Genomic DNA, 14,702 nt, shown 5'->3' with positions numbered 1-14,702 from the left:
TGCCGTTGGCCAACCCGGCGACGACGGTCAGCACCACCGGGCTCACACCGAGCTTCAGATACAGCGGAAGCAGTGCGGCGGTGGTGATGATGAAGGTCGTCGAGCCGTCGCCGTCGAGGGAGACGACGCCGGCCAGCACCGCGGTGCCGACCACCAGACGCGCCGGGTCGTTGCGGACCATGCGGACCACGAACCGCACGATCGGGTCGAAGAGACCCACGTCGATCATGATGCCGAAGAAGATGATCGCGAAGAACAGCATCGCCGCGGTGGGCGCGAGGTCTTTGATGCCGTCTTTGATCATGTCGCTGATGTCGAGACCCGCACCGGCGAACAAGCCGAACGCGACCGGCACCAGGATCAGCGCGACCACCGGGGTCGCCCGTTTGGTGATGATCAGGAACATGAAGGTGGCCACCATACCGAGGCCGAGTGCTACCAACATTGCCGTGCTCTTTTCTGCGTGTGGGGAACGGCCGGGGCTCGTGCCATGTCGGACGTTGCGGCCGTTACAGAGGAAGTCTTCGGGTAAGCCACATCACAGTCACGCTTGTGCGCATTAGTCGTCTTTTGCGCATTTCGCTCACGCGCAGAACCCCGCCGGGCCTGCCCGTTCAGTCCGGGAGCATCGGCGCGTCGTCGCCGTGATGACGCCCGACGAGGACCGCGCGGGTGACCGCGTCGCGGCCGAACCGGTTCCGAAGTCGGTCCATCGCGATGTCGAGGTCGGCGCCGTGGTCGGCCTCGAACGGCAGCGTGAGCTGGACGCAGTTGTGGTCGTCGAGGTTGGTCAGCGACAGTCCGATCAGAGTGCAGCCGCGGTCGCGGATGATCGGCATCGCGTCGTCGAGCAGCCCGCGCGCAACGGCCATGATGATGTCGGTGCGGTCGGTGGACTCGAGGAACGAGCGCGACCGGGTCGCCCGGCCGAAGTCGTCGAACCGCAGACGCAGCACGACCGTGCGGCAGACGCGGTCGGCTCCACGCAGCCGCTTGCCGAGCCGTTCGACAATCGCTAGGAGCGTCGCCTCGATGTCGGCCTCGGATTTCGGGCGGCGACCCATCGCCCGCTGCGATCCGATCGACCGTCGTCGTCGGCCGGTCTCGACGCGGCGCGGGTCGCGGGCCATCGCCAGCGCATACAGGTGACGGCCGGAGCCCGGACCGAGCAGCGAACTCAGACCGCGCTCGCCGAATCCGGCGAGGTCACCGATGGTGGCGATCCCGGCGTCGGCGAGTTTCGCCTCGGTGACCGCCCCGACACCCCACAGCCGGCGCACCGGGAGCGGATGGAGGAACTCGAGTTCGGTGCCCGGCGCGACCTCGATGAGCCCGTCCGGCTTGGCGACCGCGCTGGCGACCTTGGCGAGGAACTTGGTGCGGGCGATGCCGACGGTGATCGGCAGCCCCACCTCGGTGGCGACCCGCTCGCGGAGCCGGGCGGCGATCTCGACGGGTGTCCCACTGATCCGTCGCAGCCCGCCGACATCCATGAACGCCTCGTCGACCGAGATGCCCTCGACGACGGGTGTGGTGTCACCGAAGATCTCGAATACCGCCTGGCTGGCGTCCATGTAGGCATCGAACCGTGGCTTGACCACGACCGCCCGCGGACACAACGCCAGCGCCTCACGCCCCGGCATCGGGGTCCGCACGCCGAAGGCCTTGGCCTCGTAGCTGGCGGCGAGCACCACCCCACCGCCGACGATGACCGGCCGCCCCCGCAGCGCGGGATTGTCGCGCTGCTCCACCGAGGCATAGAAGGAGTCGAGGTCGGCGTGCATGATCGTCGCCTCCAACCGTTCCTTCCGCTCGATCCGCATAGAACATATGTTCGCATGAGGATCCGACAGGATACGGTCGAGTCATGAACGAGCACATGCATGGTCATGCACACGGTCACACCCACGGGGATATCGACGGCGCCGGGAGCGGAGCGAGCGGGCCGAATGATCACGGCGCCGCCGAGTGGGATGAGCGGTACAGCAGCGCGGACCGGCTGTGGACCGCCGACGTCAACCCGGCGCTGGTGGCCGAGGCGTCCGGCCTGCAGCCGGGCACCGCACTCGACGTCGGTTCCGGTGAGGGCGCCGACGCCCGGTGGCTCGCCGACCGCGGGTGGCGAGTGGTTGCCGTCGACATCTCCCAGGTCGCCGTCGACCGGGCCCGGGAGATCGACCCCCGCGACGCGATCACCTGGCTACGAACCGACGTCACCGTCGACGAGATCCCCGGCCACGATTTCGGCCTCGTCTCGCTGCAGTACTTCCCCGTCGCCAAGTCCGACGACGCGACGGTGCGCCGGATCCTCGACGCCGTCGGCCCCGGCGGGCACCTGCTGATGGTGGCCCACGAGGCCGAGGGCGTGCGCGCCCACGGCCGCAACCCCGACGACTACTTCCAACCCGACGACGTCGCGGCCCTACTCGACGACAACTGGACGGTGCTCACCCACGAGACACGGGAACGCGGGGTCGCCGCGGGCGGCGGCGTGCACACCCACGACGTGGTGCTGCACGCCCGACGCAATCCTGCCTGACCCGGGCTAAACTCCGTAACGCTTGTCCAACAACCGGATTCGTCCGCCGACCACCGCGCGGTCCGGATGACCCGGCGGCAGCCGGTGCTCGAGGCGACGCCACGCGACCAGGTCATCGCGACCGAGTACCGAAGACGTCCACTTGCGCAACGCCCCGACCTCACCCTCGGCGATGACCCGCGACCGCACGTCCTCACGGATCTCCTCGAACAGGTCGGCGATGCCCGGCGCCGACGACTCGGCCAGCAACCCGCCGCGTCCGAGCTCGTCGATGGCCGCGGACAGGTCGCCGTGCTCGGCCACCCGACGCCGAATGTCGGAGACGTCCGACCGCAGGTCGACGGTCAGCCGGTAAGGCCGGGATTCGACCACATCGTTGCCCAGATCTCTCCTCAGGCGAGAAATCTCGGCACGAACGGTGACCGGGTCGAGGCCGTCCTCGGCGAGCAGCAGGGCGAGTTGTTCGGTGTTGAGGCCTTCGGGATAGGCCTGCAGCAGGATCAGGATCTCGGCGTGCCGGCGCGACAGGGTCCGCTCGCCGGTGGCATCACCCTCCCGACGCCACCGGTAGGCGCCACCCAGGACGGTGAGCGTCGCCCCCTCGGCCACGGCGAAGGTGGCGGGGTCGCCGAGGTCGACGGCCCTGGACTGCAGTTCGCGTTCCACGGCCGCGACGACGGACCGGACCGCGGCCAGTGCGAAGGGGGCGGCCACCTCGCGACCACCTGTCACGTCGATGACGCCGATGACGTGTCCGGTGGCCGGGTCGTGCACCGGGGCGGCCGCGCAGCTCCACTCCTGCACCGGGCCGGCGAAGTGTTCGGGCCCCACCACCTGCACACTCTTGTCGACGGCCAGCGCGAGCCCGGGTGCGTTGGTGCCCACCACGTCCTCGCTCCACAGCGAACCCTCGACGAAGTTGATGTCGGCCGCCTTGTCCCGCGCATCGGTGGCACCCTCGACCCACAGCAACCGGCCCGCCTGGTCGGTCAGCGCGACGACCACACCCGAGTCGGCGATGTCGTCGAGCATCAACGACTGCACGAGCGGCCGCACGGCGGTGATCGGATGCGTGTCGCGGTACTCGGCGAACTGGGCGGCGGTCATCTCCGCGCCGCCGTTGTCGGGAACCGCGTCCCCCGGATTGACTCCCTTGCTGACCGACCGGGCCCAGGACTCACGGACCACCGACCGCACCGAATCGTCGGGCGGGGTGATGCCCGACATGAAGTCTTCCCAGGCCTGGCGGACGCGCGAGGACGCCGAGGCTGAATCGGTCATGCGCCCTCCATCGATCTTGCGGCATCCTGCCCGGGTTGGGATCGGGTCGGTTGTGACCCGAGCAACACCACGTGTTCATGTCAGGTTAGCGCGCCCTGCCCTGACGGATCGGCCGAGACCGGGTCGAGGTGCTCGGCAGAACCCCGCATGAGCACCACAGATCGTTTACGCTTCGCTCGTGAAGCGCGTTCTGTTGTCGATCGCAGCTCTCGTGCTGACCGTCATCGGTCTCGTCCTTCCGATGTCGCTGTTCCCCGGCTCGACCGAGACCGTCGGCACCGACCCGGTGACGATCACCGACTACCGGGCGACCTACGACGTCTCCGCCGACGGGCGTATGGCGGCCACCGAAACCATCACCGCCGATTTCCCATACGGCCGTCACGGGATCTTCCGGTTCTGGGATGTCACCGATGCCACCGACTCCTCGATCCGCTACCTGCCCCAGGACATCCACGTCGCCCTCGACAACGGTCGCGTGCCCGTCGAGATGAGCTGGCAGAAAGGCAAACGTTTCCGGGTCGCAAAGATCGGCGATCCCGACAGCTATCTGACGCCGGGGCTGCACGTCTACACCATCAGTTACGTCATCGACGGGGTGCTCGCCCCGGCCTCGGGCACACCCGACGGCCAGAACTCGTCGTCGAGCTGGAGTGGAGGCGCGGCGTCGCGATTCAGTTGGCGCGTCGTCGCCGACGGGTGGCAGATGACGATCCTGAAGAGTTCGACGACGGTCAACCTGCCCGACGACCCGATATCGACGTCGTGCTCGACCAGCGACGACACCGCCTGCCAGATCACCGCGAACGGCCAGAACTCGCGCACCATCACCACCGGCGAGCTCGCCCCGTCGACCGGGGTGGCGATCCGCGCCGACCTGCCTCTCGCCGCACCCGACCGCGTCCGGCTGCCGTGGCCGCCGGCGCTGGACCCCGTGCTCGGCCGGTCGGTGCCCATCGCGATCGTGCTGATCATCCTGTCGGCGGTCACCTTCACCCTCGGACTGCTGTGGGCGTTGCGTTCCCGCGAGTCGATCCCGCTGCTGCCGGTGATGTACGAGCCGCCCGCCGACCCGGCCGACCCGTCGACGCGGCTCGGGCCGGTGCGGACCTATTACGTGACCCGGGAGGCGATGCCGTCGAAGGCGCTGGCCGCCACCCTGCTGCACATGGCCGACCGCGGAATCGTCGGCCTGCGACGACACGGCGACGACTGGACCATCACCTCCAAGATCTCCACCGACGAGTGGGGACGCATGGATCCGGTGGCCGATGCCGTCGCCATGGAACTCGGGATCCGCGGCACCGATCGGTCGTTCGAGGCCGACGGTTCGGTCAGCGCAGGCAAGAAACTCAAGTCCGCGCAGGAGGGAATCGCCGCCGCGACCAAGGCGTGGGCGCGGTCGTCGGGCGCCGTCACACCCAGCGGCCTCGAGCAGCTCGGCCGCCTCGCGGTGGGGTTGGCCTTCATCGCCGCGGCCGTGCTGTTCGCGTTCCAATGGCTGCCGTTCTCGCTGTGCGTGCTGCCGATCGCGGCTTTCGTCATCGGCGGGGCCGGGCTGTTCACCACCGGCGTCGGCACCCGGCGGACCCTTCTCGGCCGCGACGTCTGGTCGCGGGCGGGCGGTTTCGAACGTCTGCTGTCGACCACGTCGAATCAGGAGCGTCTGGACTTCAGCGCCCGCGAGAACCTCTACACCAGCTACATTCCCTACGCCGTCGCGTTCGGCTGCGCCGACAAGTGGGCCGAGAAGTACCGCACCGCAATGGGTACCGAACCGCCCACGCCGATCTGGTTCGTCGGTGGCTATGGTTCCGGGTCACCGGGGTTGTTCGGCGCCGGCGGCATCGACAGCTTCGAGGCCAGCCTGTCGTCGTCGTTGTCCGCCTACGCCGCCAGTCAGCGGTCGTCATCGTCGAGTGGCGGGGGCGGCGGCGGATTCAGTGGCGGCGGTGGCGGCGGTGGCGGATCCTGGTGACCGACCGGGCAGATCCTGACCCGGCCCCCAACTCTGACAGCCCCATGGTCAACCTCCGGAGAAAGGCACCCACCCCATGGCCCTGATCATCCTCATCATCGTCGTGGTGCTCGTCGTCGCGCTGATCGGATTCGGCATCGTCGGCTTCAACAAGCTGCGGCGTGCCGACATCGCCGCCCAGGAGGCGCTCGGCGGCATCGATGTGCAGTTGACCCGCCGCGCCGACCTGATCCCGAACCTGGTCAACACTGTCAAGGGCTACGCCACCCACGAGCGCGAGGTGTTCGAGGAGGTCACCGCGGCCCGCGCCGGACTGCGGCAGGCCGCGCAGGGCGGCTCGGTGGAGCAGAAATCGGCCGCCGAGGCCCGCCTCGACGGTGCGCTGGGCCGGCTGTTCGCGGTGGCCGAGAACTACCCGGACCTCAAGGCGTCGGCGAACTTCACCCAGCTGCAGAGCGAATTGTCCGACACCGAGAACAAGCTCTCGTTCGCCCGGCAGTTCTACAACGACGCGGTCGCCCGGCTGAACAATCTCGTGCACACGATCCCGTGGATGTTCTTCACCGGTTGGGCCGGGGTGAAGGCGCGTGAGTTCTACCGTGCGCCCGAAGGGCACGCGGAGCCGCCGCAGGTACAGTTCTGACCTTTCCGATCTGCGGTTTCATTCGAATCGCGCCGAGAACCGGCCTGGCGTCATCCCGGTGACGGTGCGGAAGTCACGCACCAGGTGCGGCTCGTCGGCGTAGCCGAGTTCGGCCGCGATCGTCGCGAGGGTGACGCCGGATTCGCGGAGTCGCTCGGCGGCCTCGTGCAGGCGGCGGCGCTGGATCAGCCATTTCGGCGTCAGACCCAGCCGTCGGCGGGTCAGGCGCTGCAGGCTGCGTTCGGTGAGGTGGAAACGCTCGCAGATCTGGGTCACGGAGGTGACCGACGAATCGTTCTCGACGAACTCGACGATCGCATTGACGAGGTGGCCGTCCTCGTCGACGGGTCCGAACCCACGCATCCACGTCTCGACGATGGTGGTGGCCTCGTGTTGTCTGGCGACGTCGCGCGGATCGGGAGCCATCGTCTCCCGAATGCGGGTCGTCAGGCTCTGGCCGGTGTCGCCGATGGCGTCGGACAGGTCTGCGAACCGGTCGGTCCAGTCCGCGACCGGGCCGCCGGTGACCAGGGCGCCCGCGGCGGGGGCGAACATCGTGCCGACTCCCCACCCTTCGCCGGCGAGGGTGACCTCAGACAGTCCGGTGTTGACGCCGTAGAACCGCGCATAGTCGGCGGTGACGATCAGCAGGCACACGGGATACTGCAGCACCCGTTGCGGCGTCGCGCGATCGTCGGGAACCGACCAGACCGGTACCCAGAACCGGCGGATGAGGTCGGCGAGATCCGGTGACGGCGCCCAGCGGCCGATGCTGACCGGGGTGTCGGCGGGGTCGACCAGATGTGCGCGCTCAACATCGTCGAACCGCGTCCCTGCTGCCTCGCTGGATCTGTCGGGTTTCATCAATCCTCGCTCGGGTCGTGCTCAGTACGGTTCCATCATGACCACTTCCACTGACACCTCGTACATCAACAATTCCGACGTCGCCGGCCGCTTTCGGGTTCTGGCCGACCGATTTGCCTCCGTCCTCGACACCGCCCCGCCCTCGGCATGGGGCGCACCCTCACCCTGCGACGGCTGGACGGCCCGTGACGTGGTCGGCCACGTCATCGAATCCCAGCGTGACTTCTTCGCCCGACACGACATCGACCTGGGCGGCATGCCCGACCTCGACGACCCGGCGGCGGCCTGGCACGCCCACGCATCCGTCGTCGAGGAACGCCTCGACGACCCGGCCGTCGGTAGCAAGGCCTTCGACGGACATTTCGGTCCGACGACGGTCGGCGACACGATTCTGAGCTTCTACGGCTTCGACCTGGTTGCGCACCGCTGGGATGTCGCCACGGCGGTGGGTGTCGACCTCCGATTCACCGACGACGAACTCGAGTTCATGGAAACGGCCGCCGACGGATTCGGGGCGGCGCTCTACTCCGACGGCGTCTGCAAGTCCGGGGTCGAGGCCCCCGCCGGCTCCGATCGTCAGACCCGGCTCCTGGCCCGACTGGGCCGGACGTCCTGACCGTGTCGCGTTCCCGGCGCTAGGTGGTCCTGAACAGGACCACCTAAGGAATCCACCCGTTGCGCCGGGGATAACGCGCCCGCAGGAAGCTGTAGAGGTAGGTCGACGCGAGCAGGACGGCTCCGCAGATCACGGCCGGCCACAGGAAAACGTTGAAAATCGAGTCCCGGACGGCCGCGACTCCCCATCCGATGACCAGCAGCACCAGGGCGATCGTCGACAGAATGCGCACGGCGACGACGACGGTCGTTGCGACCGTCCACAGCGCTTCTCGTCCACGGCCCGCCATGGCGCCAGGGTAACCGGGTGTCCTTCGAATAGACGATTCGCCGTCGATGGCCCGAATGACGCCCGTGATCCTTGAGCTGAGGTGCGAGCGCAGCGGCCGGGTCGAGCTTGTCGACATCGAGCCGCGATGGGAGCAGGTTCTGCTGGCACCCGTCGCCTCCACCGCGGACAATGTCGGTATGAAGATCGTTCTGAACGTGATCTGGCTGCTGTTGTGCGGGCTGTGGATGGCTCTCGGCTACGTCATCGCCGGGATCATCTGCTTCATCCTGATCATCACGATCCCGTTCGGCATCGCCTCGTTCCGGATAGCCAACTACGCGCTGTGGCCGTTCGGGCGGACCGTCGTCCGCAAGCCGACGGCGGGGGCGATGTCGGTGATCGGAAACATCATCTGGCTGGTCTTCGCCGGCGTCTGGCTCGCGATCGGGCACATCGTCACCGGGATCGCGCTGTGCCTGACCATCATCGGCATCCCGCTGGGGATCGCGAGCTTCAAGATGGTGCCCGTCTCCCTGCTCCCGCTCGGCGCCGAGATCGTCTCCACCGACGAGTACATGCCGACCGGGCCCAGCCGCATGTGACGAATACTCTCCGGTCACCCATCCGCTCGACGGGCGGCTCCGAACACCGGGCATGAACCTTGCATCGTCCCGGTCCATCGCGATCGTCGGCAGTGGTGTCGCGGGCCTGACCGCGGCCCACCTGCTCGCCGAGCATCATCGCGTGACGCTGTTCGAGGCCGACGACCGGCTCGGCGGTCATGCCCATACTCACGACGTCACGATGCCCGACGGTGCGGTGTTGTCGGTGGACACCGGTTTCATCGTGCACAACGACCGCACCTATCCGACGCTGCTGCGTCTCTTCGACGACCTGGGTGTCCGCACGCAGGAAACCGACATGTCGATGTCGGTGCGTTCGGAGATCACCGGCCTGGAATACGCGGGTGCGCTCGGTCCTGGTGGGCTGTTCCCGACCGCGCGAACGTTGACCCGCGGCCGGTATCTGCTGATGCTCGGCGAGGTCGTGCGGTTTCACCGTTGCGCCCGCCGCTTGCTCGACACCTCCGACTCCGATGAACCGCTCGCCGAGTTCGTGGTGCGGGAGGGATTCTCGGACTACTTCGTCGACAATTTCCTCCTGCCGCTGGTCGCCGCGGTGTGGTCGTGTGACGCGGACTCGGCGGGCGACTACCCGGCCCGCTATCTGTTCAGGTTCCTCGATCATCACGGGATGTTGTCGGTGTTCGGATCCCCGACCTGGCGCACCGTGGTCGGCGGATCACGGCGCTATGTGGACAAGGTCGCCGCCGGTGTGGTCGCGTCCGGTGGGACGGTGCACAAGCGGGCTCCGATCCGGGCGGTCACGCCGGATGTCGACGGCGGCGGCGCCGTGGTGCAGGCCGACGGGGTCGGCACGGCCAGGTTCGACGCCGTCGTCGTGGCCACCCATCCGCATCAGGCGCTGGCCATGCTCACCCATCCGACGCCCGCCCAGTCACGCGCGTTGTCGACCATCCCCTACCAGGCCAAACATGCTGTCCTGCACACCGATACATCTCTCCTTCCCCGCGCCCGCCGAGCCCGGGCGTCGTGGAACTACCAGATCCGCGACGACGGCTCCGAGGTCGCGGTCACCTACGACCTCACCCGGCTGATGCGACTGCCCACCGAGCAGCCACGAATGCTGGTGACGATGGGGCGCACCGACCTCGTCGACGCGGACACCGTCATCGACGAGATGATCTACGAGCATCCGCTCTACACCGCCGAGTCTGTCGCCGCCCAGGCGCTGCTCCCGGAAGCGAACACCGACACCATCGTCTTCGCCGGCGCCTACCACGGTTGGGGTTTCCACGAGGACGGCGCGCTGGCCGGTGCGCGCGCCGCCGCCCACCTCGACACCGCCGCCCACCTCGGCACCGGTCGGCCCCTCCCCGACCGTCCCGCCCGTGCCGAGCAGGTCACCTCATGACCCGCCACCACCCCGTCGACCGTGCGCGGTTTGGCGTCGACCGTGCGCGGTTTGGCGTCGACCGTGCACAGATTCTCGTCCACCGTGCGCGGTTTGGCGTCGACCGTGCGTTTCGCTCAGCGCCAGCGCGCGCTCGACGTTCCGACGCGCACGATCGACGGTGGGGCGCGCACGATCGACGTCTCGACGTGCACGGTCGACGGGGCGGGTGGGGACGGCACGGCAAGCCCGGAGCACTGCCCGCCGTGGTGTGGACGCGGATCACCCATCTCCGGAGATCGCCGGTGCGGCATGGGTTCAGCTACCGCAGCGCGTCATGGCTCATCGACATCGACGCTCCGCCAACCCTCCCCCCGACGATGCGCACCCTCGCGGTGTTCCGTCCCGACGACCACTTCCCCGAACCCGCGACACCCGCGCAGACCCTGCGCGATCGGCTGAACACACACCTGCGATCCGTCGGCGTCGAACCACCCCGCGGCCGGGTCGTCGCGCTCCTGTCGCCGCGAGTCGCCGGCTACGTCTTCAACCCGCTCAGTGTGTTCTGGTGCCATGACCCCGACGACACGCTCGCCTGCGTCGTCGCCGAGGTCCACAACACCTACGGCGAACGACACTGCTACGTCGTCAGCCCCGACGAACACGGGAATGCGCAGGTAACCAAGGCGTTCTATGTTTCGCCGTTCAACCCGGTCGACGGCACGTACCGATTGCATGTGCCGCCGCCCCGCGACAACGGCTGCATCGACGTATCGGTGACGCTGCACCGCACCGACGAAGCGCCGTTCACCGCCACTCTGTCCGGACAGGCGCGCCCGGCCACACCACGACGCATCCTCGCCACTCAACTCGTGGCGCCGTTCGCACCGCTGGTCGTCGCCGCCCGCATCCGGCGACACGGTATCCACCTGTGGCTCAGACGACTTCCCATTCGACCACGACCCACGCGCACCGCGACCCCGAGCCCACAAGGAGCACGATGAACGCCCCACTCCGCGACCGCGCCGGCCAGTTCACCGACGACGAAGCCGCCCGCTGGCCCGACATCGCGCACATCCCCCATGGCCCGACCACGAAGGTTCGTGCCGCCGCGGCCGCCTGGCTGTTCCGGCATGCGTCCCGCCACCTCGACGTGCGCATCGAGTACCCCGACGGATCGATCAGCGGCGATGACACGTCGTACGTGCTGCCCCGCATGATCATCCGACGACCCGACGACTTCGCGCGGCGCGTCGGCACCGCCGGCCTGATCGGCTTCGGCGAGGCGTTCATGGCCGGGGACTGGACCACCGACGACCTGGTCGGCGTCCTCACCCCGTTCGCCGAACGGATGGCGCATCTCGTCCCCCGCCCACTCCAGGTCCTGCGCTCTGCGGTGCTGCCCAAACACCCTCCGTCGGAGGACAACTCGACGGCCAACACGAGGTCCAACATCGCCCGCCATTACGACCTGTCCAACGATCTGTTCGCCACCTTCCTCGACGACACGCTGACCTACTCGAGCGCGCTCTTCGACCACGTCGACCACTACACCCGACGACCCTGGTCCGAACTCGCCGACGCGCAGCACCGCAAGATCGACCGCCTCCTCGACCTCGCCGGTGTCGGCCCCGGAACCCGGCTTCTCGAGATCGGAACCGGTTGGGGTGAACTGTGTCTGCGTGCGGCGCAGCGGGGCGCGACCGTGCGTTCGGTGACCTTGTCGACCGAGCAACAGGCCCTGGCGCGGCGGCGGATCGACCAGGCGGGCCTCACCGACCATGTGCAGATCGACCTCCTCGACTACCGCGACGTCGACGGCACCTACGACGCCGTCGTCTCGGTGGAGATGATCGAGGCGGTCGGCGAAAAGTACTGGCCCGTCTACTTCCAGACCATCGACCGTGTCCTCGCTCCGGGTGGTCGGGTCGCGATCCAGGCGATCACCATGCCGCACGACCGGATGCGCGCGACCCGCAACACCTACACCTGGGTGCACAAGTACATCTTCCCCGGCGGACAACTCGTCTCGCTCGAGGGCCTCGACCGGGTGACCCGCGCACACACCACGCTGCGCCTGACCAACCAGCGCGCGATGGGCATCCACTACGCCGAAACCCTGCGGCTGTGGCGTGAACGGTTCACCGCCAACCACTCCCGGATCGCCGCACTGGGTTTCGACACCACCTTCATGCGGATGTGGGAGTTCTATCTGGCCTACTCCGAGGCCGGTTTCCGCTCCGGTTACCTCGACGTCCATCGCGTGCTGTTCACTCGGCCCACCAAAGAGGCAGCCCGATGACCTCCGCCATCGACTTCCTCGTCATCACCGCGGTCTCCCTGGTGTTCCTGGCGGTGCTGCAGGGTGTGACGATGGCGATCGGTCACCGTATCGGCCGCTACAACGTGGTCGACGTCGCCTGGGGTTTGGGTTTCGTCGGCGTCGCGTGGCTGGCATTGGCACTCGGCCCGGGCGACCCCACCCGCCGTTGGCTGCTGGCCGTCCTCGTCGGGATCTGGGGTCTGCGCCTCAGCTGGCATATGCACGTCAAGTCGGCGGGCAAGGGTGAGGATCCGCGATACACCGATCTCCTCGCCCGCTCCGGCGGCAACAACCCGAGCATCGTCGCCCGCAAGATCTTCGCCACCCAGGGCGCCGCACAGTGGTTCGTATCCCTGCCGATCCAGGTCTCCGCGGTCACCGGACCGACCACCGGAGTGTGGACCGCGATACTCGTCGCCGGCATCGCCGGGTGGGTACTCGGTTTCGGCTTCGAGACCATCGGCGACGCCCAACTACGCCGCTTCAAGGCCGATCCCGCCAACCGGGGTCGGATCATGGACCGCGGCCTGTGGTCGTGGACCCGGCACCCCAACTATTTCGGCGATTCGTGTGTGTGGTGGGGCCTGTGGCTCATCGCGGCGAGTAGCTGGCCCGGTGTCCTCACCGTGGCCTCCCCCGTGCTGATGACCTGGTTCCTCGTCTACGCGACGGGCGCGCGGTTGCTCGAACAGTCGATGAGCACCCGCCCCGGCTACCCCGAGTATCAACGCCGCACCTCCTACTTCCTGCCCCGGCCGCCGCGCGCGGCGCAACGATCGCCGTCGCCATGACCTCCCTCTCGGTCATCCGGCCGATCTCGTTGAGGCCGGACGCCACTGCCGATAGGCTGGGCGACGATGACTACCGAGGGCCCGTGGTGACCACCGAGTCCGCGTCGACGCTCGCGGCGCTCCCCGCGCTGCTCGATCGCATCGCGTCCGGTGACGCCGATGCCTTCGCCCGCTTCTACGACCTGACGTGCGCCCGCGTCTACGGCATGGTGCTGCGTGTGCTGCGCGATCCCGGCTACAGCGAGGAGACCACCCAGGAGGTCTTCCTGCAGGTGTGGCGGTCGGCGGGGTCCTTCGATCCGCAGGCCGGGTCGGCGCTGTCCTGGTTGATCACCATGGCGCATCGTCGTGCGGTGGACCGGGTGCGGTCCGAGTCGGCGGCCACCCGCCGCGACCTCGCCTACGGTACCGACGACACACGGTCGACCTTCGACGAGGTCACCGAACAGGTCGCGTCCCGGGAGACCTCCCGTGAGGTGATCAATTGTCTCGGCACCCTCACCGACATCCAACGGCAGTCGGTGGGCCTCGCCTACTATCACGGGCTGAGCTATCGGGAGGTGGCCGAGCAACTCTCCGTCGCGCTCCCCACCATCAAGTCCCGCATACGCGATGGCCTGCAGCGACTGCGGGACTGCCTGGGAGATCGTGATGCGTGACGACGAACTCCTCGACCTCGCCGCGACGATGGGCCTCGACGCGGTCACCGGACCCGACCTCGCCGAACTCGACGAGGCCCTCGAATCGGCGACACCAGAGGTCCGCGACGAGTTCGAGCGACAGGTCCGAGCGACCCGCGAGACGATGGCGCAGGTCAGCGCGGCCACCGCGGTTCCCCCGCCCGCGACCCTTCGTGAGCGGGTGTTGGCCGCCGCCCGTGCCGAATCCTCGGACACCTCGACCGGCGGGCCCCAATCCGATCAGGCACCCGCGCCGGACGACGATGCCACGGTGATACCCCTGCACCCCCGACGACGACGCTTCCTGTATGCCGCGGCCGCCGCGGTGATGGCGGTGGCGATCGGCGCAGTCGGCTGGGTGATCGGCGTGTCGTCGAATCCGTCGGAGACCCAACCGCCCACCGCCGAGCAGGTCTTCACCGCGAGCGACGTCCGCACCACGTCCGGCGATGTCGCCACCGGGCATGCCACCGTCACCTATTCGCCGTCGGAGGATGCGGGGGTGCTCGTCATGAACGACGTGCCACCACCCCAAGCCGGCACCGTCTACCAGATGTGGCTGGTCGGCCCCACCGGGAACACGTTGGCGGGCACGATGACCGACAAGGACGTCGCCCCGTCGACGACAGCGGTGATCCCGCACCTCGGCGATGCCACCGCGTTGGCGTTCACCGTCGAACCGGCGGGCGGTTCGACGCAGCCGTCCGGGCCGTTCGTCGCCGAGTTGCCGCTGAGCTGAGTAT

The 14,702-nt window shown here is 68.4% G+C and carries 16 protein-coding genes; 11 read left to right on the top strand and 5 right to left on the bottom strand.

Annotated elements, in window-relative coordinates; translation table 11 throughout:
* Both GORHZ_RS28625 and dinB read right to left on the bottom strand, forming a co-directional pair.
* On the bottom strand, positions 1–445 hold a 445-nt coding region (locus GORHZ_RS28625; protein ID WP_006339461.1), incomplete at its 3' end, for an SLC13 family permease.
* Positions 446–614: 169 nt separating this feature from the next.
* Entirely contained in the window at positions 615–1,823 is a 1,209-nt protein-coding gene (gene dinB / locus GORHZ_RS28620) for a DNA polymerase IV (RefSeq protein ID WP_040533944.1), read from the bottom strand.
* Between the two features lie 44 nt (positions 1,824–1,867).
* On the opposite strand from dinB, the gene GORHZ_RS28615 reads away from it, so the two are divergent.
* Positions 1,868–2,539, top strand: coding sequence for a class I SAM-dependent methyltransferase (locus GORHZ_RS28615; protein WP_006339458.1), 672 nt, complete (start codon positions 1,868–1,870; stop codon positions 2,537–2,539).
* Between the two features lie 6 nt (positions 2,540–2,545).
* On the opposite strand, the gene GORHZ_RS28610 is transcribed toward GORHZ_RS28615, so the two are convergent.
* A complete protein-coding gene (locus tag GORHZ_RS28610) occupies positions 2,546–3,820 on the bottom strand; it encodes a GAF domain-containing protein (protein ID WP_006339456.1) in 1,275 nt (424 codons plus the stop codon).
* 178 nt (positions 3,821–3,998) lie between these two features.
* Here GORHZ_RS28610 and GORHZ_RS28605 point away from each other — a divergent pair, with 178 nt between their 5' ends.
* Together GORHZ_RS28605 and GORHZ_RS28600 are read left to right on the top strand one after the other, a co-directional pair.
* Positions 3,999–5,798: a DUF2207 domain-containing protein gene (locus GORHZ_RS28605; RefSeq protein WP_040533942.1), complete on the top strand. Its 1,800-nt coding sequence runs from the start codon at positions 3,999–4,001 to the stop codon at positions 5,796–5,798.
* A 76-nt stretch (positions 5,799–5,874) separates the two neighbouring features.
* Positions 5,875–6,441 (top strand): LemA family protein, encoded by a 567-nt coding sequence (locus tag GORHZ_RS28600; RefSeq protein WP_006339452.1) that lies wholly within the window; start codon positions 5,875–5,877, stop codon positions 6,439–6,441.
* A gap of 18 nt (positions 6,442–6,459) precedes the next feature.
* Here GORHZ_RS28600 and GORHZ_RS28595 read toward each other — a convergent pair whose 3' ends face one another.
* Entirely contained in the window at positions 6,460–7,305 is an 846-nt protein-coding gene (locus GORHZ_RS28595; RefSeq protein ID WP_006339449.1) for a helix-turn-helix domain-containing protein, read from the bottom strand.
* A gap of 37 nt (positions 7,306–7,342) precedes the next feature.
* On the opposite strand from GORHZ_RS28595, the gene GORHZ_RS28590 reads away from it, so the two are divergent.
* A complete protein-coding gene (locus GORHZ_RS28590; protein WP_006339447.1) occupies positions 7,343–7,921 on the top strand; it encodes a TIGR03086 family metal-binding protein in 579 nt (192 codons plus the stop codon).
* A gap of 43 nt (positions 7,922–7,964) precedes the next feature.
* On the opposite strand, the gene GORHZ_RS28585 is transcribed toward GORHZ_RS28590, so the two are convergent.
* A complete protein-coding gene (locus tag GORHZ_RS28585) occupies positions 7,965–8,210 on the bottom strand; it encodes a hypothetical protein (RefSeq protein WP_006339445.1) in 246 nt (81 codons plus the stop codon).
* A 178-nt stretch (positions 8,211–8,388) separates the two neighbouring features.
* Between GORHZ_RS28585 and GORHZ_RS28580 the strand changes: the two genes are divergently transcribed.
* From GORHZ_RS28580 to GORHZ_RS28550, 7 genes are all read left to right on the top strand, one after another.
* On the top strand, positions 8,389–8,793 hold the full coding sequence (locus GORHZ_RS28580) for a YccF domain-containing protein (RefSeq protein ID WP_040533964.1): 405 nt from the start codon (positions 8,389–8,391) through the stop codon (positions 8,791–8,793).
* Between the two features lie 52 nt (positions 8,794–8,845).
* The gene (locus GORHZ_RS28575; RefSeq protein ID WP_006339443.1) at positions 8,846–10,186 is read left to right on the top strand and encodes an NAD(P)/FAD-dependent oxidoreductase; all 1,341 of its coding nucleotides are present in this window, start codon (positions 8,846–8,848) and stop codon (positions 10,184–10,186) included.
* Between the two features lie 188 nt (positions 10,187–10,374).
* On the top strand, positions 10,375–11,169 hold the full coding sequence (locus GORHZ_RS28570) for a DUF1365 domain-containing protein (RefSeq protein WP_051999121.1): 795 nt from the start codon (positions 10,375–10,377) through the stop codon (positions 11,167–11,169).
* A complete protein-coding gene (locus tag GORHZ_RS28565; protein ID WP_006339440.1) occupies positions 11,166–12,467 on the top strand; it encodes a class I SAM-dependent methyltransferase in 1,302 nt (433 codons plus the stop codon). Before GORHZ_RS28570 ends, GORHZ_RS28565 begins: the two co-directional genes overlap by 4 nt.
* Entirely contained in the window at positions 12,464–13,279 is an 816-nt protein-coding gene (locus tag GORHZ_RS28560; RefSeq protein WP_006339438.1) for a DUF1295 domain-containing protein, read from the top strand. The genes GORHZ_RS28565 and GORHZ_RS28560 overlap by 4 nt, the downstream gene beginning before the upstream one ends.
* The gene (gene sigK, locus GORHZ_RS28555) at positions 13,276–13,938 is read left to right on the top strand and encodes an ECF RNA polymerase sigma factor SigK (protein ID WP_006339436.1); all 663 of its coding nucleotides are present in this window, start codon (positions 13,276–13,278) and stop codon (positions 13,936–13,938) included. The genes GORHZ_RS28560 and sigK overlap by 4 nt, the downstream gene beginning before the upstream one ends.
* Positions 13,931–14,698, top strand: coding sequence for an anti-sigma factor (locus GORHZ_RS28550; RefSeq protein WP_006339434.1), 768 nt, complete (start codon positions 13,931–13,933; stop codon positions 14,696–14,698). The genes sigK and GORHZ_RS28550 overlap by 8 nt, the downstream gene beginning before the upstream one ends.
* Positions 14,699–14,702 lie beyond the last annotated feature (4 nt).

Origin of the sequence: Gordonia rhizosphera NBRC 16068, assembly GCF_000298195.1 — a bacterium.
GTDB classification, from domain to species: domain Bacteria; phylum Actinomycetota; class Actinomycetes; order Mycobacteriales; family Mycobacteriaceae; genus Gordonia; species Gordonia rhizosphera.
The sequence above is the reverse complement of the archived record's forward strand: the minus strand, read 5'-3'. Positions and strand labels throughout refer to the sequence as shown.